This window comes from Alkalihalobacillus sp. TS-13 (assembly GCF_019720915.1).
GTDB lineage: Bacteria > Bacillota > Bacilli > Bacillales > Fictibacillaceae > Pseudalkalibacillus.
This window is the reverse complement of sequence record NZ_JAHKSI010000007.1, coordinates 63,100-82,619: the sequence shown is the minus strand read 5'-3', so window position 1 is coordinate 82,619 and position 19,520 is coordinate 63,100. Positions and strand designations below refer to the sequence as shown.

21 protein-coding genes are annotated in these 19,520 nt (G+C 38.7%); 16 read left to right on the top strand and 5 right to left on the bottom strand.

Annotated features, from left to right (window positions below):
* Positions 1 to 182 precede the first annotated feature (182 nt).
* The 13 genes from KOL94_RS23395 (at position 183) to KOL94_RS23335 (ending at position 11,529) form a co-directional block, all read left to right on the top strand.
* Positions 183 to 605, top strand: coding sequence for a DUF4362 domain-containing protein (locus KOL94_RS23395; RefSeq protein WP_221569078.1), 423 nt, complete (start codon positions 183 to 185; stop codon positions 603 to 605).
* 74 nt (positions 606 to 679) lie between these two features.
* Positions 680 to 1,255, top strand: a complete 576-nt coding sequence (locus KOL94_RS23390; protein WP_221569077.1) for a GNAT family N-acetyltransferase — start codon at positions 680 to 682, stop codon at positions 1,253 to 1,255.
* 389 nt (positions 1,256 to 1,644) lie between these two features.
* Positions 1,645 to 2,610 carry a helix-turn-helix transcriptional regulator gene (locus KOL94_RS23385; RefSeq protein ID WP_221569076.1) on the top strand — a complete coding sequence of 322 codons (966 nt, stop codon included), beginning with the start codon at positions 1,645 to 1,647 and terminating at the stop codon, positions 2,608 to 2,610.
* A 79-nt stretch (positions 2,611 to 2,689) separates the two neighbouring features.
* Entirely contained in the window at positions 2,690 to 3,148 is a 459-nt protein-coding gene (locus KOL94_RS23380) for an SRPBCC family protein (RefSeq protein WP_221569086.1), read from the top strand.
* A gap of 203 nt (positions 3,149 to 3,351) precedes the next feature.
* Positions 3,352 to 3,594, top strand: coding sequence for a hypothetical protein (locus KOL94_RS23375; protein ID WP_221569075.1), 243 nt, complete (start codon positions 3,352 to 3,354; stop codon positions 3,592 to 3,594).
* A 192-nt stretch (positions 3,595 to 3,786) separates the two neighbouring features.
* Complete coding sequence (locus KOL94_RS23370) at positions 3,787 to 4,326, top strand: DUF3995 domain-containing protein (protein WP_221569074.1); 540 nt, start codon at positions 3,787 to 3,789, stop codon at positions 4,324 to 4,326.
* A 330-nt stretch (positions 4,327 to 4,656) separates the two neighbouring features.
* Positions 4,657 to 4,944 (top strand): hypothetical protein, encoded by a 288-nt coding sequence (locus tag KOL94_RS23365; protein WP_221569073.1) that lies wholly within the window; start codon positions 4,657 to 4,659, stop codon positions 4,942 to 4,944.
* A gap of 262 nt (positions 4,945 to 5,206) precedes the next feature.
* Positions 5,207 to 6,598, top strand: a complete 1,392-nt coding sequence (locus KOL94_RS23360) for a glycosyltransferase family 2 protein (RefSeq protein ID WP_221569072.1) — start codon at positions 5,207 to 5,209, stop codon at positions 6,596 to 6,598.
* A gap of 24 nt (positions 6,599 to 6,622) precedes the next feature.
* The gene (locus KOL94_RS23355; RefSeq protein WP_221569071.1) at positions 6,623 to 7,552 is read left to right on the top strand and encodes an LCP family glycopolymer transferase; all 930 of its coding nucleotides are present in this window, start codon (positions 6,623 to 6,625) and stop codon (positions 7,550 to 7,552) included.
* Positions 7,553 to 7,780: 228 nt separating this feature from the next.
* Positions 7,781 to 8,620: a nuclease-related domain-containing protein gene (locus KOL94_RS23350; RefSeq protein WP_221569070.1), complete on the top strand. Its 840-nt coding sequence runs from the start codon at positions 7,781 to 7,783 to the stop codon at positions 8,618 to 8,620.
* Between the two features lie 295 nt (positions 8,621 to 8,915).
* The gene (locus KOL94_RS23345; protein ID WP_221569069.1) at positions 8,916 to 9,815 is read left to right on the top strand and encodes a nuclease-related domain-containing protein; all 900 of its coding nucleotides are present in this window, start codon (positions 8,916 to 8,918) and stop codon (positions 9,813 to 9,815) included.
* Between the two features lie 823 nt (positions 9,816 to 10,638).
* On the top strand, positions 10,639 to 10,860 hold the full coding sequence (locus KOL94_RS23340; protein ID WP_221569068.1) for a hypothetical protein: 222 nt from the start codon (positions 10,639 to 10,641) through the stop codon (positions 10,858 to 10,860).
* A gap of 180 nt (positions 10,861 to 11,040) precedes the next feature.
* Positions 11,041 to 11,529 carry a GyrI-like domain-containing protein gene (locus KOL94_RS23335; RefSeq protein WP_221569067.1) on the top strand — a complete coding sequence of 163 codons (489 nt, stop codon included), beginning with the start codon at positions 11,041 to 11,043 and terminating at the stop codon, positions 11,527 to 11,529.
* 118 nt (positions 11,530 to 11,647) lie between these two features.
* Here KOL94_RS23335 and KOL94_RS23330 read toward each other — a convergent pair whose 3' ends face one another.
* The 3 genes from KOL94_RS23330 to KOL94_RS23320 all read right to left on the bottom strand — a co-directional run bounded on the left by KOL94_RS23330 (position 11,648) and on the right by KOL94_RS23320 (position 14,789).
* A complete protein-coding gene (locus KOL94_RS23330) occupies positions 11,648 to 12,937 on the bottom strand; it encodes a cell wall-binding repeat-containing protein (RefSeq protein ID WP_221569066.1) in 1,290 nt (429 codons plus the stop codon).
* A gap of 71 nt (positions 12,938 to 13,008) precedes the next feature.
* Positions 13,009 to 14,100, bottom strand: coding sequence for a sensor histidine kinase (locus KOL94_RS23325; RefSeq protein WP_221569065.1), 1,092 nt, complete (start codon positions 14,098 to 14,100; stop codon positions 13,009 to 13,011).
* Complete coding sequence (locus tag KOL94_RS23320) at positions 14,097 to 14,789, bottom strand: response regulator transcription factor (RefSeq protein ID WP_221569064.1); 693 nt, start codon at positions 14,787 to 14,789, stop codon at positions 14,097 to 14,099. The genes KOL94_RS23325 and KOL94_RS23320 overlap by 4 nt, the downstream gene beginning before the upstream one ends.
* Before the next feature lie 471 nt (positions 14,790 to 15,260).
* Here KOL94_RS23320 and KOL94_RS23315 point away from each other — a divergent pair, with 471 nt between their 5' ends.
* From KOL94_RS23315 to KOL94_RS23305, 3 genes are read left to right on the top strand one after another with little or no spacing between them, the layout of a single operon-like run.
* Entirely contained in the window at positions 15,261 to 15,668 is a 408-nt protein-coding gene (locus KOL94_RS23315; RefSeq protein WP_221569063.1) for an SRPBCC family protein, read from the top strand.
* A 6-nt stretch (positions 15,669 to 15,674) separates the two neighbouring features.
* Positions 15,675 to 16,010 carry an ArsR/SmtB family transcription factor gene (locus KOL94_RS23310; RefSeq protein ID WP_221569062.1) on the top strand — a complete coding sequence of 112 codons (336 nt, stop codon included), beginning with the start codon at positions 15,675 to 15,677 and terminating at the stop codon, positions 16,008 to 16,010.
* A 23-nt stretch (positions 16,011 to 16,033) separates the two neighbouring features.
* Positions 16,034 to 16,573, top strand: a complete 540-nt coding sequence (locus KOL94_RS23305; RefSeq protein ID WP_221569085.1) for a GNAT family N-acetyltransferase — start codon at positions 16,034 to 16,036, stop codon at positions 16,571 to 16,573.
* Between the two features lie 139 nt (positions 16,574 to 16,712).
* On the opposite strand, the gene KOL94_RS23300 is transcribed toward KOL94_RS23305, so the two are convergent.
* Positions 16,713 to 17,846: a zinc-dependent alcohol dehydrogenase gene (locus KOL94_RS23300; protein WP_221569061.1), complete on the bottom strand. Its 1,134-nt coding sequence runs from the start codon at positions 17,844 to 17,846 to the stop codon at positions 16,713 to 16,715.
* A gap of 662 nt (positions 17,847 to 18,508) precedes the next feature.
* Positions 18,509 to 19,477, bottom strand: a complete 969-nt coding sequence (locus KOL94_RS23295) for an ABC transporter substrate-binding protein (RefSeq protein ID WP_221569060.1) — start codon at positions 19,475 to 19,477, stop codon at positions 18,509 to 18,511.
* Positions 19,478 to 19,520 lie beyond the last annotated feature (43 nt).

Below are 19,520 nucleotides of genomic sequence, written 5' to 3'. Positions count from 1 at the left end.
TCAAACTCCAAAATTGTCCATTAATACAACTTAATCCCATGATTCAAACCACTATTAATAATGAACCACTATAAAAACTTAAGAAATCTAAAGAAATCCAAAGATTACCCTTTCTTTATAGAGGGAGGATTCTTGAATAACCGTTTAGTTTGAAATAATAACAGGACTTAAGAGGGTAGTTAATGATAAAGAAATTAAGTATTATAATTGTTTGTATACTGTTTTTATTTATTGTTGGTTGTACTCATTCAAATGCAGCTAATTCAAAAGAATTCACTCCATCTGATACTGATATTGTAAGCAGACTTTTTGATGATATAAAAAACGAATCAAGATTAAAAGAATTTATACAAAATACAGAAGCAGGGCAGAAGGATAGTATTCGTGTGGTTACTTACACAAAAGAAGGAGCCCCAATCTTAACAAATATAACATTTGATGGGGATAATCTTGAAGTTTCTAGTGATAGCACAAGAGATGACTACGGAAGCAAGGAAATGAAGAAATTCAAATGTAAGGAAATTTTAGCTGAAGGAAAAAAATATTCTATGATAAGTTGCGATGGTTACGAAGTTCCTTACCATTTAGCAGAAGATAATAAGTAGTAACCGCTGTATAAACTTGTTCCATACAAGGGGGCAATTATGACATAAAACAACTGCTCAGGGGGCGGCTATTAGTGAGTCGAATTGAATTAAAACGATATAAAATTAAAAACGGTGAAACCATACAGGTCAGAACAGTTTTTCCTGAAGATGCTGACGAGGTACTTAAATTTAATAAAGAGATTATTAGCAATTCACCGTATTTATTGACTACTGAGGAAGAATTTAAGGTAACAATCGACCAGCAAAAAGACTTCTTAAAGCAGATGTTAAATGATGAAGGAAAGCTTGCAATTTTAGCTGAATACCAGGGAGAAATTATAGGCTTTTTAGATTTCCATAACGGAAACAAAAAGAAGATACAGCATCAAGGGAGTTTTGGTATGAGTGTCGCCACTGATTTTAGAAATCAAGGAATTGGTAAAGCTTTGTTAACGGAATTAATTAATTGGGCGAGGGAGAACTCTTTAATTGAGAAGGTTTCACTTGAAGTTTTTGCTATTAATACAAATGCTGTTTCTTTATATGAAAAGGCAGGTTTTATTGAAGAAGGTCGAAAATTAGCAGCTATTAAGGTTGATTCGGACAAGTATTTTGACTTAATTTTAATGTCCTTTTTTACAAAGCAAAAAAACATTGCTAGTGATTGAAATACAAGTTCATCTTCAAGAAAAGGGGGCGAGAGCTGAAGATCGATATAGTGATCTTTATATCTGATATTTGTCAATTAAGGTATGGTAAAACCCCTGATGATAAATTTATTATTGATCTACATCCTAAGTATTCCAACGTTGCGATTACAGCAGGGTTCTCAGGGCATAGAGTTAAATTTAGTAGTGTAGTGGGACAAGCCTTGAGTAACTTGATTATTTCAGGTAAGAATGGAATCGGAAAAGATTTCTAGAATAATAATGTTGGATAACGCAGGATAATTAATGATGTAGTTCTTCAAAAAAGGTGAGTAAAAAGAATTTTCAATAAGTATATACTTTAATGCCAGAATACTTATCTTGAGTCCTCGAGAAAGGAATACCACAGAATGTCAAAAATGGTTAACATGCTTTCTATACTATGGCTCCTTAATACGAGAAAACAAATGACTGCCAAGGAGCTGGCAGAGGAACTAGAGATCAGTATACGTACGGTTTACCGCTATATTGATACGCTGTGTGCAAGTGGCGTACCAATCATTTCAGATGCCGGACATAATGGTGGGTATCGTTTGCTTGATAACTTTACAAAAGCGCCACTGTTTTTTAATCTGGATGAACAGAAAGCGCTTATTCATGCTGCGAATTTTGCCATAGATGCGGGGTATCCCTTTAGTGAAGCATTGGATGAAGCTGTTTCTAAGCTGAAAATGTATACAAACGAGGAACAATTGGATCATATCAAACGCCATTCAGAAGGGTTTGAATTCATCCATCCTCCTGTCGAACCATCATTGAAATCTACCCTCCAAGATTTAGAAATTTCTGTTGCCGAAAGTTCTACGTTATTTATTGATTATCATAAAGGTGGAGAAACTGAACCACTATCGCGCTATATTGATCCTTATGGGATTGTATATTGGAAAGGTAAATGGTACACAGTCGCATATTGCCATCTGCGTCAAGAAGTTCGAAGTTTTCGAATCAATCGTATAAAGGCATTATCCAGAACTGATAACACATTTGAGAGACCTTTAGGATTTTCAGCACGTTCTTTTTTCCTGAAAGGTCTTTTGCCTGATTCAAATCAACTTGACAAACTTATTTCCGTCAAAATTCAAGGCATGACACATGTGCTCGATGACTTGTGTCAGCATTGGATGTTTGGTCATGCACTAATAGAACGTTCTAATAACCAAGCTCATTTCAAGGTCGATTTAGAGTCTATAAACACCTTGATACCTTACTTTCTCCTTCCCTATGGTAAATCCATTACTATTTTGGAACCAAATTTATTACAGGAAAAATTGGCAACGATCAGTTTTGAATTATTCAGTCATTACCAAAATACTTAACTTCACTGACCGTATTTGTCAGTGAAGTTTTTTTATGATGTACATGTAGGGAATAGAATTTATAGGAGGCAAAAAAATGATGAAGGATTTGAAGTATCAATTTTATATCGCAGGTACACCAGAGCAAGTTTGGAAGACATTGGTCTCTCCTGAGGGTACAAAACAAATTTTTTATGGGAGCGTCATCAGATCTACATTTCAAGAGGGCGATTCCTTGGAATATGTTGGTCCTGGAGTGGACGGGGATGAGACGGTGCATGTATACGGAAATGTATTGGAATATGATCCGAACCAGGTCCTTCGATTTACACACTATACCGGAAATGCATATATGAAAGATGATCAGAAATTTGAGTCAAGAATTTCTTATTACCTGGAGCCTGTTGGTTCATGCACGAAATTGACCCTTATCCATGACCAGTGGAAAGAAGGTGATCCTCATTACGAGAACAGCGACAAGGCCTGGTGGATGATTTTGAATAACATAAAGTCTTTGGTGGAAACAGGAAGAACCTTAGACTTTGGGGAAGGACAATAAAAGGATAAATCTGAATGTTTCAAACTAATTAATATTTATTTGCTTAATACGGGTGCAATCCAAGTAAATTGGGTTGCACTCATTGTTCCATTTAAGGGGGCAATTGCTGCATAAGGTGATCGCTTTTCTCTTACTGAAGAATTGGGAAGTTAAATTAAATAAAGATATTGATTGGAAGTTACAAAGATTAGGGGGGAGTATTGGTGAATCTTTTCAAGTTAGTTAAGAACTTATTTTCTTCAATAATGACTGTTGTGTTTATCACCCCTAATGCTGGCGAACTTCTAAAAGCTAAAGAAAAGCTTGAATCTATGGGTATTATTGATTATAAAGTGGAAACAGGAGATAAAACCACAATACATTTTGCGGATCCTGTTGTTCATAAGATTAAAGTATTTAATAAAGATGTCCCCAAAGCAAGAGAAACCCTAAGCCAATCCAAATAGTTTACTACGTAAACGTGGGCAATAATAGATACAGTAGTTGCTCTCAATATCTTTTATTCAAGATATGGGTGCTTTTCTTTAGCAAGGAAAGTGCTTTTCTGTATGTAAAGGGCATTTAATTGAAAAAGAGGTTAATTCTTTCTCAGTTATGGTAAAGTGGAATAAATTGGTGTATAAGGAGTGGATCTATTGATGTTTCAAAAGAAGATGGCACAACAAGTATATACGAAATCAACTTGGGGTTATGTGGCATGTATTTCGGCACTCTTATACGCCGCACCACATCTTTGGTGGGGTATGGGAATATCTGTAGCCTTCCCAGGCGACTTTAAATCATTCCACGAAAACATTTGGTCTATAGCTATTGGATTTTGGACAATGGGTTTCTTAGCGGTTCTTGCATCACTCTTTGCACTTTCTTTTATACAACCATGGGGTCGAAGAATTCCCCGTATAATGCTACTCATACTCGGGTGGATTTCATCAATCGGGTTGACATTTTGGGGTCTCGGTTTTTTTTATCTAAGGTTTTTTATAGAAATTGGTCGTGTGATATCTTCCCCACAATTTACTTATCAAGATTCAAATATACACCCTATAATTTGGGGTTACATTTGGTATTCATTGTTCTTAGTTTGGGGGATCTCGTTAGGCCTTACCGTCCTGCAGTATCAAAGAAAATCTCGTGTACAGAATGAGGAAGTTAATAAATCCATATCTATAGACAACTAAGTGTACGCAATACGTGTAGAAATCACATGTATTTAATTTATAGAGTTTCGAGGTAAGTGAAGTTCGCTAAAATTATGTAGTAGCTTATTCATGAATCGGGCGCAATTCAAGAATATTGGAGTGTGCCCATTGTTCCGTTAAAGGGGGGCGATTACTGCATAAGGTGATCACTTGTTCTTACTGAAGAATTGGGCAGTTTAGTTTAAGTACTTTTTTCAAAAAGTTATTAGCCAAGTTTTCTTTATGAAAAATTGAAACTGAATATGTCTTAATCATATCGACCATCCTATAGACGAAACTATTTTGATGTCTAGTACAAGGTGATGTTGAATGATTTTATGTTTGGTTATTTATTATTGGTTGATGGGCACTCTCCTTCTTGCAGCTCCTTATTATCTACCGCATTGGCTTCACAGATGGAAAGAAAAGGTTCAGCTGCGTGCGCGAGCTTTAGATGAGGATTGCAATATTGAGAGCATCAAGAAGAACATTGTAGCAAATACGATTTTTTCAATTCCTGATTATGGTATCAAAATTTATTTTCCTATTTATGGTGCCATTAAGATTGTCCTCGGGTTTATTGTTTTGTCTCTAATCATCCATTTTGATAAAATTTGAAAACCTCATGTAAAAGTCCCCAATCCAAGCGACGGATTGGGTTTTTAATATTTAATACGACCTTATCTTCAAAGAACCTCTCGAAAGTTATCTTTCCATTTTTAAGTTATTATTTAATACGTTTTTACTATGAAAGTGTTTGTTTGGTATAGGTGTTTCGCATTCTTTCGACAAATTACCCACGAAAATATTCATTCTTTTAGGAACTATTATTAGGATAGAATAGTTTCTATTTGTGTTTTTGCCTTAAGGAGTGTCTTTTTTGGAAATAATTATCGCATTATTTTTCTTATTAAGTGTAACCTTTCCGATTTTACATTTATATCATTGTTTACCCTGGTTTCGTGAACATAACGAAAGGGTCCAACGAGATCCTAAGCTGAAAAAATGGATGATTGAACATGGATATGAAGATGAAAAGGGAATAAGTATATTGGTTCCCTGCTACAACGAAACAGGAATTCTAAAGACTTCAATAGAGAGTATGAAAGAATTATCTTATTCTCACTTTGAAGTCATTTACATTAATGACGGTTCAACAGACGATACAAGTGCAAATATGAAAGAATTCCTACAGTTGAAACCGTGCCCGATGACTTCAATTAGTAAGCTCTCTCATGAGAGGGTCGATGGAACTTATCAGTCAGAACTGTACCCTAATATCTATGTAATCGACAAGCTGAATGGCGGAAAAGCTGATGCCTTGAATGCAGGAATAGAATATGCCAGTAACAATGTCATCATTACATTAGATGCAGATACGATTCTGGCCGATAATGCATTATCTGCTGTCAATGATGTGATGAAGGATGAGGGTGTAGTTGCAGCAGGCGGGATGGTCCACGTTTTACAGACGAAAACGGATAAACCATTGCACCGCTTGTCTTTACGTTTTGCAAATATGCTGGTACGTGTCCAGGTTTTGGATTTCTTAAAAGCATTCTATATCTCAAAACTTTCCCTTGTCCGTTTTAAAGCATTGGCAGTCATATCAGGAGCGTTTGGTATTTTTAGAAAGCAGGTTTTAGTAGACGTAGGCGGTTATCGAAAAACTATAGGTGAAGACATTGACATCACCCTGCGGATCCATAGATATATGGCGAAGCATAAAAATTTGAGGATCAGTTTTATAGCAGATGCAGTCGGTTATACTGAATTACCCGAGACATGGAGAGATTTGACCAAGCAACGTTTACGTTGGCAAAAAGCATATATCGATTGCGTTGTTCATTTCCATTCATTCTTTAGAAAGACGTTATTTACTAGAGCCGTATCTTTCTTTTATATTTTCGAAACGTTCCTGGTTGGAACCCTTGCTTCTTTCGTAATGACAGGCATAATGATTATGAACATGTTACACGATCCTCAAAACGCTTATTTGAACTACGTGTTTTTTTATTTATTTTGGCTCTTTGTCTTTGGTTTAGTATACGATCTGGTAGCCATTGCGATTGGAAGACATTACGGGTTTTCATTTGAATGGAAAGATAGTTTCCGTTTAATATCGGCGCTTATTTTTGATATTTTTGTTTATCGTTTTGTAACGATGTATTTTGTAATGTATGGTAGTATATCTTATTTCTTTAACAGAAAGTGGAACAAAGTTAAGCGGACAGGGCGGAATTATCATACTGACTCTAGGCATGCAGCATGAGTTTTTTAGCGGGTGAGAGAATTAATGTTTAAGAAAATGATTCTATTTATATTAACGTTCAGTACTGTAGTGATTTTGGGAGCAGGAAGTTTTGCATGGCAATTCCTGACGTCTACTTCATCAAGTATACATGAAGATATCGATATCGAAAGAAATCCCAAATTCGAAGAACACCATGAACAGATCAATCTCAAGAAAGGTGATCCGATTTCCATACTCGTTATGGGGATCGACAAAGCAGCTGGTGAAAAGCGAGGGCGATCGGATTCGTTGATACTATTGACCATAAATCCTCATTCTAAATCAACGCACATGGTAAGTATCCCGCGTGATACCTACACCAAGGTAAAAGGTGCTGAAGATAAAATCAACTCCGCTTATCATGTTGGAGGGGCAGCGATGACGATTGCCTCTGTTGAAAATCTCTTAGATGTTCCGGTGGATTATTATGTGAAGGTCAATATGAAAAGCTTTGTACAAATCGTTGATGCAGTTGGTGGCATCGAAGTTGATAATGACTTAGATTTCAATACTAATCATTCAACTTTCACCTATAAAAAGATGCATTTTCCAAAAGGCCAATTAAGTTTGACCGGTGAAGAAGCGTTGATATATGCACGGATGAGGAAGCAAGATCCACGTGGTGACTTCGGCCGGCAAATCCGTCAACGTCAAGTGATTGAAGCAGTAATTGATAAAGGAGCGAATATATCTTCTGTAACGAAATTCGGTGAAATCGTAAAAATTGTCGAACATAATGTCAAAACGAATATGACATTCAATGATATGTGGAAGGTCCAATCGAATTATAAAGGTGCTCGTGAAAATATAGAGCAGCACAAAATGGACGGAGCGGACAAAAAAATAAAAGGTACCTATTATTATATACCTGATAAGAAAAAGCTTCGAAAAGTTACTGATGATCTGCAGGAGCATTTGGAACTTGATTTATAACCCAGTAAAGGGGGGATCATCCCCTCTTTTTGTCTTGGCTTCCTCAAGATCCATCTTTATCAAAATGCTTCCATGTAAATACAAACCAATCTCCTTAAGACGAACCTAATCAAACAAGGAGACCACGAAATCTATAAAAGAAATCAATAGGGGAAGGGTTTTGCTATGGATACGCTAATTTTTCTTGGAGTAATTCTAGTACTGATGTGTATTATCTTCGGGCTGCTCGTGTTTATTAAGAAAAAACATGTAGATTATGATGAAATGATTGATGAGTTTCAAACAGAAGCAGTCGCAAGTCTTACTAAAGTTGAAAATGATCTTTTGCAAGAGAAAGAAAAGGTGGCAGATAAGATCAAGGAAAGTTATGAAAGCAAAATAAAAGAATATAAGAAATATGTTCACACCATAGAAAAGCTCTCTAGAACGACAAGTGAAGCGAATACACATAATATATTGACCGAAATTAAGAGAGAATTGGTTGCTGATTATGTAATCAAATCTGCGCAAATGAAAATCTTGTCTAATGTTTTTTTGCCAAATAAGACAACTAGCGGAGAAATATACCCTGTAAAAATCGATCATATTGTAATAATGAGGACCGGAGTTTACATCATTGATACAAATGAATTTACTGGGGATGTATTGTATGGTGTAACAAAAGGAAAAGCAAAAGAATTCTCACTCATTCTCGATAATCTTTTTCCATTCGAGGAAGTTCAGAGTGAAAAAACCATTGTACTTAGGAAAGAAAGGGAGAATATAAATGGATTAAATGTGATCCCAGTTGATGATCCGAAAAAGCATGTTATGACAGGAGCTGCTGCTCTCAATCAATTGCTTGAAAAACAACTAGGTCATTTTTCAACTATACCTATCCTTTATTTTGATCATCATGAAAACAATTTTGTTAATTATTCACACTCTAAATCCCCTTATGTGTTTGACGATAAACCAAAACTTTATCAATTCTTTTTGAAACAATTAAAAGAAGGAAATAAGCTTCATTCAGAGTTTGAATTAGAAAAGATAAAAAATGTAATAGAAAGCCTTAGTATTGATTATTAAACGAACCCACCAGCATGGTAATGAAAATCGCTATAAAACATGTCATTTTGACAAAGGACAAAGGTCTCAACCATTTTCAGGGAGGGGCTTTTTTACATTGAAAGAAAGTATAATATACATTCTTCAATATAAGTTCAACTAAAGTCCAGCCATCGCCTAAGGCTTGGCTTTACCAGGTTTTCTTTATTGGTTTTTCACATGGATGCTATGTAAATTCATTAATATGAATGGATACGAACTAAGCTTTAAAGGTATTCTCGAAGTTTATAATAAAAAGACAAATGGAGAGGTTTAAATGGAGACTATTTTCTTTATTGCTATCATTCTCGTTTTGATTTGTGTCGTAATTGGATTATTACTGTTTGTGAAGAAGAAACATAGGGATTACGACGAAATGATGGAAGAATATCAAATGAAAGCGACTGCCAGCATTGCAGAGATAAAAGATAATTTAAAAAAAGAGAAGGAATCAGAGGTTGAGAATGTCAAGGAAAGTTATGAGATGAAGATCAGTGACTTTAAGGAATACATCCATAGTGTTGAAAAATTCTCTCGAAGCTCGAGTGAAATCCACACGCATAAAATATTGACTGACCTTAAGAAAAAACTTGTTTCGAATGGAAAAATCGACTCGTTGCAGATGTTGATGATGGCCAATGTGTTCATTCCATATAAAACAGCTGATCGAGAGGTGCAGTCGACAAAAATCGATCACCTGATTGTGATGAAGACAGGAATTTACCTTATCAATACGAAAAATTGGAAAGGGAAAATCCTATATGGAATTTCGAAAGAGAAAGCTAGGGAGTTCCCGTTTCTCCATGAAAATCTTTATCCCTCAGAGGATAAGGAAACTGAAAAAACGATTATCTATTCGAATAGTGAGAGCCAGCCTTCTGAGTTGAAGGTGCGTTCGATTGATGAACCAACCAAACAAGTGATGATCGGTTATAAGACCATTAACGAGTTACTCGAAGAGCATTATGGGACTATTCAAATGACACCGATCCTCTACATCGACAATAATATGAATCTTATAAACTACTCATCAAATGTTGTTCCTCTTGTCTTTGATCAGATCGAACCGCTCTATGAATTTTTTGTCAAAGAAATAGAAGGAAGAGCAGATTTATATTCTGTAGCTGAAATAGAAGAAATTAAGAACTTCATTGAAAACGTCCATATCACGACTTAAGTTAATAAAAAATTCTGTTATTCTTCCTTTTCTTACAGAATTCACTCCCCTTTCCGCGGGCTCAAGAAAAGCTGAAGCGACCGTTTAGTCACGTAGGTCACTGGAAAACTGACGAGGAGGCTCGAACCAAACAAAGACTTGGTTCTGCGTGGGCTCACACATAAGATGTCAATCAATGTGTCGCTGCCGCAGGAAACTTGAAGTGATCCAAGTGACTGGTCGCTGAGCTAGACATCACTTCTTTGCATTCACCTTCTTCTGCAAACCTCCTCGCTCACTTATACAGGATCTCAACACAAAAATGAAATCATTTTCGTGTCTGCGATGAAAATTCTTAGTAGATTTCCTTATGCTGGCTTCGACGTTCACCACATGAGGTGGTGGCTGTTAGTCGAAGATCCTTATTCACTGCGGGGTCTCGCCTGGCTCGCCTTTCCCGCTAGAGTGTCGTGAAGTTCGTGTTAAAAAAATCCTCATAAATTTTCGAAAAAGTCGAAAAAGAGGTTTTAATAGAATGGATAAAGGGTATGTACTAAATTACATGTCATGTTAGGGAGGGATAAAAATGCAAGTTGTAAAGTCGTTGGACCATAAGCCCAACAAAACAACCTATACATCCAATCCCAGAAAATCTAACAAAATCCTACTTAAACCAAATGATGGTCCGAGAAGAAAACCCGAATATAAACAAACATTCTTAAACCCACGATAGAAGGAGCACGGCAACTCGCCTGCTTCTTTTTTTTTGCTTTCTTAGGATTTTTGATACCATTCAACCCTATTATTCATAAAATGAAACAATATGTCACAGGGGGACCGGAAAATGGATCATTATCGCCAAATGCAATCCCAACAGCCAAAATCAGTTCAAGAAGCTCAACAGCAGTTCTTAAAGCATGCAGCATTAGCCGAACATTATGAACGTCATAAGATAGCTTATGCAGGGAATTCCACAGCATACTATAAATACGCAGAGTTACAATATTTCCATAAATCTCGAGCACTGTACTTCAAAAGCTTCTTCTCCGCAACTTCACTACTATGATCTAGGTGCCAGGCACGACAATTCGACCCTTCTGCCCCAAGGGTTCTCAGTCGGTGCCTGGCACCGTTTGCAATGTCTTGCGGCTCAAGGGTTTTGAAACGGTGCCAGGCACAGGAAGGAAATGGGTGCTCCTTGTAGAAATGGTTTGGGTGTAAACTATTGGTTACAGGAGTTGATAATATGAGTGAAGGTATCGAAACAAAAGTTTCCGCGATTGAAATCTTGGACCTACCTGAATTTAAGTTGGTCGGTATGTCATGTTCAACAACCATGGCGGAACGTCACGAGAAGATCCCTGCAATGGTGCATGATTTCTATGAAAACCACATCCATAAGATTAAGAATCGTATTAATGAACCGGTATCCTATGGTTTGTTTGTCGATCCACCGAATTGGAACCCAGATACCGAAGAATTTACCTGGATAGCTGCGGTGGAAGTGAGCCACTTCGACAACATTCCCGAGGAAATGATTTCGAAGGTCATTCCAGCAAGGAAATACGCGACTCTTCGATTTGATCCAACAACTGATAACTTTGATCCGTATCCTTATCTGCATGAATGGATTCAGAACCAGGGTTTAAAGCAAATCGACAACTTCGGGTTTGAGCTTTTCCTTCCTTATAAAGGTGTGGATTCAAAGTTCATCCTGCATCTACCTGTGAAATAAAAAACGGGCTGTCCCAAAAGTGTCTGACTCTCTCCGAACTTTTTGAAAAAAATCGCAGTTTCAATACAAAATGTTGTATTGAGGTGTCTGACACTTTTTTAGGACAGTCCTTTTCTAGCTAGTGGCCACCATGTTCGCCTCCGCCCTCTTTGACAATCTCGAGCTTATCATCGATGATTCCCTGAACCTTATAAGAGATAGCCTCCTTATTTCCTAACAAAAAAGCATGATTATACGGTCCATTTGTCGGGTTGTCTTTGAAAGTCGGTTTGATATCAGAAAAGAATTCATAATGCGTCTGATTTAATTGGCCATTCTCCAACCAGACCATTGGTGCGTGCTTGCCTAGATGGGCAAATGGAGCTCCCGCAAGTGCTAGGTCAGGTGCGGAGGATGAAATGAAAGATACACCGTGCCCAGGGTCCGTCAATCCCCAGCCGAATTTGGTGCTTTTATCCTTGAATTGTGCAAAAGCGATAGAATTTTCAATAGGTGTTTCTCCGCTAATCCTAGTTACTTTTCCGTATTCAGATAACACTTCTTCAGTGTTTTTTGAAATGATCGATTCCGGACCTAACAAGTAGATATTCGCTTTCCCTTTTCTTTTTTCCAGTGCTTGTTTCGTAGCTTCCGGCACACCGTCCTCTGAAACATATAACAACGGTTCTGGCATATGTGCAATCCAGTTTACAGCAGGGGTTGTAAACAGCCGGTCATCATCTTCAAGTGATCCTACAATCACACTTTCAGGGTATTCTTCATTCATTTCTGCATAGGTTTTGTCGATTTCTTTTGCGAATACTGCAGGCTCATCTCCTTCAATATGTTTCACTTCATATCCCTTAAGAGAATTTAAGACGGTATCATCCACGTCTCCCATAACCATGATTTCTGCTCCAGTCATATTCCCTTTTGGATTCAACCGATCGATTTCATTTCTGGTAATTTCTGGGATGTTATCTTTCTCGATGAAGAGGAGAGGACCATCGTTTGGATGATGGATAAGGTTAGCACTCGCTAATGATATTGCCCAGTCCTTGATGGGTGCTAAAATGACGGCACCTGGTCGATTTTCTTTATGGGTAGATGGCCATATGGTCTGCGATGTCATAACGGCCATTTCTACAGGATCAGACGTGTTTAATCTTGTTACATTTTTTGTGTTTAATACAAGAAGGTTCTTTTCCGCATTATCGTTAAAGTCTGTCGGAGCATTGACCTTCATTCCTTTACCGGAAGTATCCTCGCCATTTTTTTCATCTGACACATGCTCGTCATGTTGTTCATTATTTTTCATTTCTTCCTCATGTTTCATATCATTGTGATTGTCAGTGGCATCATTACATGCTGCTAAGGCAATAACTGTCATCACAATCATAAGTAGTTTTAAGTAACTCGACGTTTTCATCTTCTAACCTCCGTAAACTCCATTTGTGAGATAACTTTACTAGAGGATTATGAAGAAGTTGTGAAGAAACCTCAAATTGTGTCCTCTTGCCTAAAAATAGGCAATTGGACATATACGGACGTACCGACATTCTTTTTACTATGAATCCAAACCTGCCCAGAATGTGCTTCGACCAAGCGCTTTACAATAGCAAGACCAATACCGCTGCCGCCTGACTTCCGGTTTCTTGAAGCATCCTCACGGTAAAACCTTTCAAAGACCCTATCAACGGTCTCTTTGCTCATCCCTATTCCGTTGTCAATAACAGATAAAAGAATGGAGTGGTCTTTCTTTTCAACTGTAACGGTGACCCTTCCGCCAGATGGAGTGTATTTCAACGCATTCGTTAATAGATTTATTACCACTTGTATCATTCTTTCCTGATCTATAATGACCTTGGAACGATGAATGCTTCCTTTCACTAAAGTGATGTTTTTCCGCAAAAAGGCACTATGGACAGATTCAATGCTTTGAGTGACGACCTGATCGATATTCACTTGTTCTAATTTCAATTTGAACTCAGGTGACTCCATCGTATTAAGTTGTTCTAAATCATCAACAAGGTGGATCAGCCGATCGATTTCCTCCGTACAGGAGCCCAAGCGTTCTCTTGTCGGCTTCCATACATCATCCTCGAAGGCTTCCATATGGCTTTTCAAGGTGGCTAATGGTGTACGGAGCTCATGTGCGATATCAGCTGTCATGTTCTTCCGCAAAGTTTCTTGTTTTTGAAGTTGGCGTGCAAGGTCATTGAATGAGTCTGCAAGCTCACTTATTTCGTCATTATTTTTCATATGAATACGCGTATTCCAGTCCCCTTTTGCCATCCGCTCGGCGGCATACCTCATTTTTATTAAAGGATCAGCTAATCTTTTCGCTACGAAATAGCTAACTATAAAAACAGGGACGAGTGCTCCTATAGAAGTCCAAAGTATGGATTCGAGCATCGCTTTTTCTAAATGAAGATTATATGTGTTCAGGTTATGACTGCCTGACGTTTCACTTTTAGCCATTTCGAAATGGTAATGGATCTCAAACATAATGATGATACTCGCAATGACTAGAATAGTAGAGGTGACAATAATAAAACTGATAGCTAAACGACCATGCAATCCTTTTATCACGTTCTGCCTCCTGTAAACTTATACCCAATACCATAAATAGTAGTGATATAAGCAGGTTCTTTTGGGTTTCTTTCAATTTTATAACGGAGATTTTTGACATGCTGATCGATGGTCCTCGTATCCCCTTCAAAATCAAAACCTAACACTTTTTCAATTAGTTCATTTCTGGTATATATCCGCCCAGGATGTTTTGCGAGAACGACAAGAAGTTTGAACTCATTCGGGGTCAATGAAAGGTTTTCCCCTTGGAAACGTACAGTATGATTTGCTTGATCTATTGTCAGATTCCCATCATTGTAGGAGATTCGTTCGGCTAAAAGTTGATCGTCGTTTGCACGTCGAAGGATGGTTTTTACTCGCATGATTAGCTCTCTTGGGCTGAATGGTTTAACCATATAATCATCTGCACCGATAGACAACCCTTGGATTTTATCGTCTTCTTTCACTTTCGCCGTCAACATCAAAATTGGTAGGGAATGTTCCTGGCGAATGGTACGACAAACTTCCTCACCTGATCGATCTGGAAGCATCAAATCTAGGATGAGAAAATCAATTGGTGTAGCTTTGAGGACTTTCAAAGCCTCGTTTCCGGAATCGGCTTCTACCGTCACGTAACCTTCTTTGTGGAGATAGGAAGAAATGACATCTCTAATCTTCTTTTCATCATCCACGATAAGAATACGTTTCATAGATACTCTCCTTGAGTTTCATTGTTTACTTTAACTGTATTTTAAAATAAGGCTTTGTTAAATAATACTGTTGATTTCTGACTAAGTTTGATTGAAGAGAAATTTGCGACACTCCTGCAGGAAAAGCAATCCAGGCAAGACCCCACAGCAAGGTACTCCGAGAGGAGGCTTGCGGAAGTAGGTGAATGCAAAGAAGTGATGTCTAGCTCAGCGACCAGTCACTTGGATCACTTCAAACTTCCTGCGTCGTCGACAGCCTCCTCGTCAGTTTTCCAGTGACCTATGTGCCTAACCGGGTCACTTTCGCTTTTCTTGAGCCCGCGGAAAGGGAGTTAACTTCGCCAAAATCAACAATAAAGTATAACAAAGCCTTAAGTAAAAAAACAAGCAATCTAGAAGGTTGACATGAAACCAAAAGGTTACTTATAATTTATATGAAACCAAAAGGTTTCTTTTATAGGAGGAAATGAAATGACAGTAGAGACAATCAAACAATCATCTGTGTTCAACGCACCAATCCAAAAGGTTTGGGAAGCAGTGGCAACTTCCGAGGGGATCGCCGAGTGGTTCATGCCAAACGATTTTAAGGCTGAACTCGGACATGAATTTTCCCTGCATTCCCCGTATGGAATCTCACCGTGTAAAGTGACAGAACTCAATCCGCCGAATCGCCTCAGTTTCTCATGGGGAAAGGATTGGCATGTCACTTTCGAACTCAAAGATTTAGAAGGGAAAACAGAGTTTACATTGATCCATGCCGGTTGGGACGAAACGAAAGTTACAGAAACCGGTGACACGCATGCAGATGTCAGAGAACGAATGGATCATGGTTGGAGAGAGGCAGTACTTCCGAGACTTAAAGAATATGTTGAGGTGTAAAGGACCATGGCAGCAGCTCCTAAACATGATGTCTTTCAAGCAGTAGCTGATCCGACAAGGCGAGAGTTATTGAAGCTTCTTTCCCAGAATGATCGGGCTCTCCACGAATTGACGGAGCACTTTGACATGACTCGTACAGCGGTTTCAAAGCATTTGCGGATTCTTTCAGAAGCAAACCTGGTTATGGGAAGGAAATCAGGAAGGAATAAAATCTATCAGCTACATCCCGAACCATTAAAAGAAGTAAAGGATTGGCTTGCTTATTATGAAAAGTTCTGGGAAAACAAACTCAATATGCTCAAACATTATGTTGAAAATGATGAATCGGATTCGAATTCTTAATGAAGCGGAAATGGGGGATAGGTATGTTTAAAGGGGATAAGGTATATCTCAAACCAATTGCATTAAAAGAAGTCGAGGCGCTACACGACTTAAACGTCAGGAACAGCGATTTCTTCCAACAATTTTCGATGAGCCGGAGTGAAGATTATTACACAATAGAGGGGCAAAAGGAACGAATACGTCAATTCAATGAAAACAGGGAGAAGGATCTAGGTTATCACTTCGGAGTCTACAAGAATGATGAGGATACTTTAATCGGAACAATCGATTTATTCCAAGTCCTACGCGGTTCTCTTCAAGGTGCTTTTATTGGATATTTCCTCGATCAGGAACATAATGGCAAAGGGTATATGACAGAAGCGGTGAAATTGATTGTCAAGTATGCATTTGACGAATTAAACCTGCATCGGATCGAAGCCGGGGTCATGCCACATAACATCGGTTCAATCCGTGTGCTGGAGAAAGCTGGTTTCCATAAAGAAGGCATAGCCAGAAAAAATGTGAAAATCAATGGGAAATGGGAAGATCATCAAGTATTGGCAATCATTAACCCACAAGACTAAAGGGGGCTGTCCAAAAAGTGTCTGAGTCTCTCCGAACTTAACAACATTTTGAGAAAAATCATGGTTTTGATACAAAATGCTCTGTTGGAGGTGTCTGACACACTTTTTTAGGACAGCCCCTTTATTACTCAAATCATATTCACGGCTGCAACACGACTTTGATATTTTCATCCTCTTTTTTATCAAAAATGTCATAGCCTTTGGCCGCGTCTTCCAACGGAATCTTATGAGTGATGATATCCGTTGGATCGAAGGTTTTGTCTTCGATCATTTCATACAATTTTGGCATCAGATGGATGACGGGTGCCTGTCCCATCTTCAATGAAACGTTTCTGCTGAAAAAATCACCTAGCGGGAAGTTGTTGGCTTCTGTACCGTATACACCTGTCAATTGCACAGTTCCGAACTTTCTAACAGACTCAGAAGCTGTCACAATCGGGCTGATGGTTCCAAATTGATTATCCCGATCAGAACCGAATTCTTTGTTAGGTGGAACGGTGCCGTCCATACCGACGCAATCAATGACAACATCAGCTCCGCCTTCTGTTTTTTCGTGCAAGAGAGAGCCGATTTCCTCGTGTTCTTCAAAGTTATAGGTTTCGACTTGGTTCGTTTTACGGGCATGTTCGAGTCGATGATCGACTTGATCGACCGCTATAACTCTTTTTGCGCCTTTCAACCAGGCGAATTTCTGAGTCATCAACCCGATTGGACCACTACCCAGAACGACTACCGTATCTCCCTTTTTTACACCACTATGTTCGACACTCCAGTAGGAGGTGGGGATGACATCGGATAGGAATAATACACTTTCATCATCCAGTTCACTTGATTCGGGAACTTTGAAAGAGGTGAAGTCTGCATAGGGAACTCTCAAGTACTCGGCTTGCCCACCAGGATGATTTCCAAACAGTTCAGTAAAACCGAATAGACCGCCTGGTTCCCCATGAGGGTTCGAGTTGTCACATTGGCTTTCCATCTGGTTATTACAGAAGAAGCAATCTCCGCAACCGATATTGAAAGGGATGACGACTCGATCTCCCTTTTTCAATCTCTTAACCTCAGAGCCTACTTCTTCTACAATTCCCATTGGCTCATGGCCGACAACATAGTCTTGTTCAGGTTCAATTCCGCCTTTATAAAGGTGAAGGTCAGATCCACAAATACCGCTTGCTGTTATTCTGACAATCATATCCGTATTCTCTTGGATAGTCGGATCTTCTATTTTTTTGACTTGCATCTTCTCTTTCCCTTGAAAAGTTACAGCCTTCATTGTTTCCACCATCCTCTATTAAGTAGGTTAGTAATCCTATTTCCCTACAGTATTAGTGATAAACTAAATTTGTATCGCACCCTTATAACTCCTACATTTGTACCAGAAAAAGGAGTTCAGCGTTAATGGTAATTTTGATTGGTTTAAGAAATTTCTTCCGAGCGAAATTTACGACCCTCCTGCGGGAAAGTGAGCCTGGCAAGACCCCGCAGGGAATTAAGGATCTTCGACTATAATAATGAACTTCGACTAAATACCACCACATCCTATGGTGAACGTCGAAGTCAGTACATCCTGTACAAGTACGTCGTGTGGTGATCGTCGAAGACAGCATAAGGAAAGCTTCTTAGAATTCTCATCTCAACACGAAAATGATTTCATTTTTGTGTTGAGATCCTGTGCAAGTGAGCGAGGAGGCTTGCGGAAGTAGGTGAATGCGAAGAAGTGATGTCCAGCTTAGCGACCAGTCACTTGGATCACTTCAAACTTCCTGCGGCGGCGAAAGCCTCCTCGTCAGTTTTCCAGTGTCCTACGTGCCTAACCGGATCGCTTCCGCTTTTCTTGACCCGCGGAAAGGGAGTAATTTCGCCAATATATTAACAGAGCGAAACAATAAAAAAACGTGCAGCCGCATTTCGGCTGCACGTTCTTAGTAAGGCTAATTACTCTTCGATTTTAAAGTGTTTTTCAATGTCATCCAATGTCAGGTTCGCTGCTTTTACACCGCCGGCAGTATTCCAAATTGCGTCGCTAACACGGTGGGCGTTGCCTTCTTTTACGACATCAAGGTTCTTCCACAGTGTGTCATTCGTCCATTCTTCCTCTGTTTTTGACGCTTCTTTATCACCCGTTTCATAGGTGAAGTAGAAGAGGATGTCACCTTCCATGTCCGGAATACGTTCCTTCGTCACTTCTTCTGCAAAATCAGGTTTGTCTTGTGACTCAGGACGTTGGAAACCGATTTGCTCCAGGATGACGCCAGAGAATGAATCCTTAAAATAAATACGTGAATTTCCTGCCAAGAAACGGACTACTGACACTTCCTGGTTTACCTTGTCGCCAAGCTTTTGTTTGATATCTTCAATACGTTGGTCGAAATCAGCCAACACTTTTTTACCTTCTTCTTGTTTATTCAGTGCCTTTGCATAAAGCTTGAAATTGATTTTCCAGTCTCCACGTAATTGCTCTGAGAATACTGTTGGTGCAATATCGTTCAATTGATCATAAAACTTTTCCTGGCGCATTTTGTTTCCGATGATTAGATCAGGATTCAATGAAGCGATCTTTTCAAGGTTGATATCACTTTCTGTACCGACGACTTCTACACCTTCCATGTCGTCAGCAATATGGTCATACCAAGGATCACCAAGCCAAGATTGAACAGCGCCCACTGGCTTCACGCCCATAGAAAGTAGGGCTTCTGTTCCTTCGTTTGTAAGGATGACGACTCTTTCAGGTTTTTCTGGGACTTTCGTTTTTCCCATAGCATGTTCTACGGTAATAGTAGATTTCGATTTATCTCCGTCTTTCTTTTCTTCAGATCCTTCTCCAGATCCGCCTCCGCATGCTGCTAGTGCAACAACGAATGTTAACATAAGTGCAAATAAGCTGAAACCTTTCAATTTTTGCATATGTAATATCCTCCCGAATGTTTTATTGATAATGAATCTCATT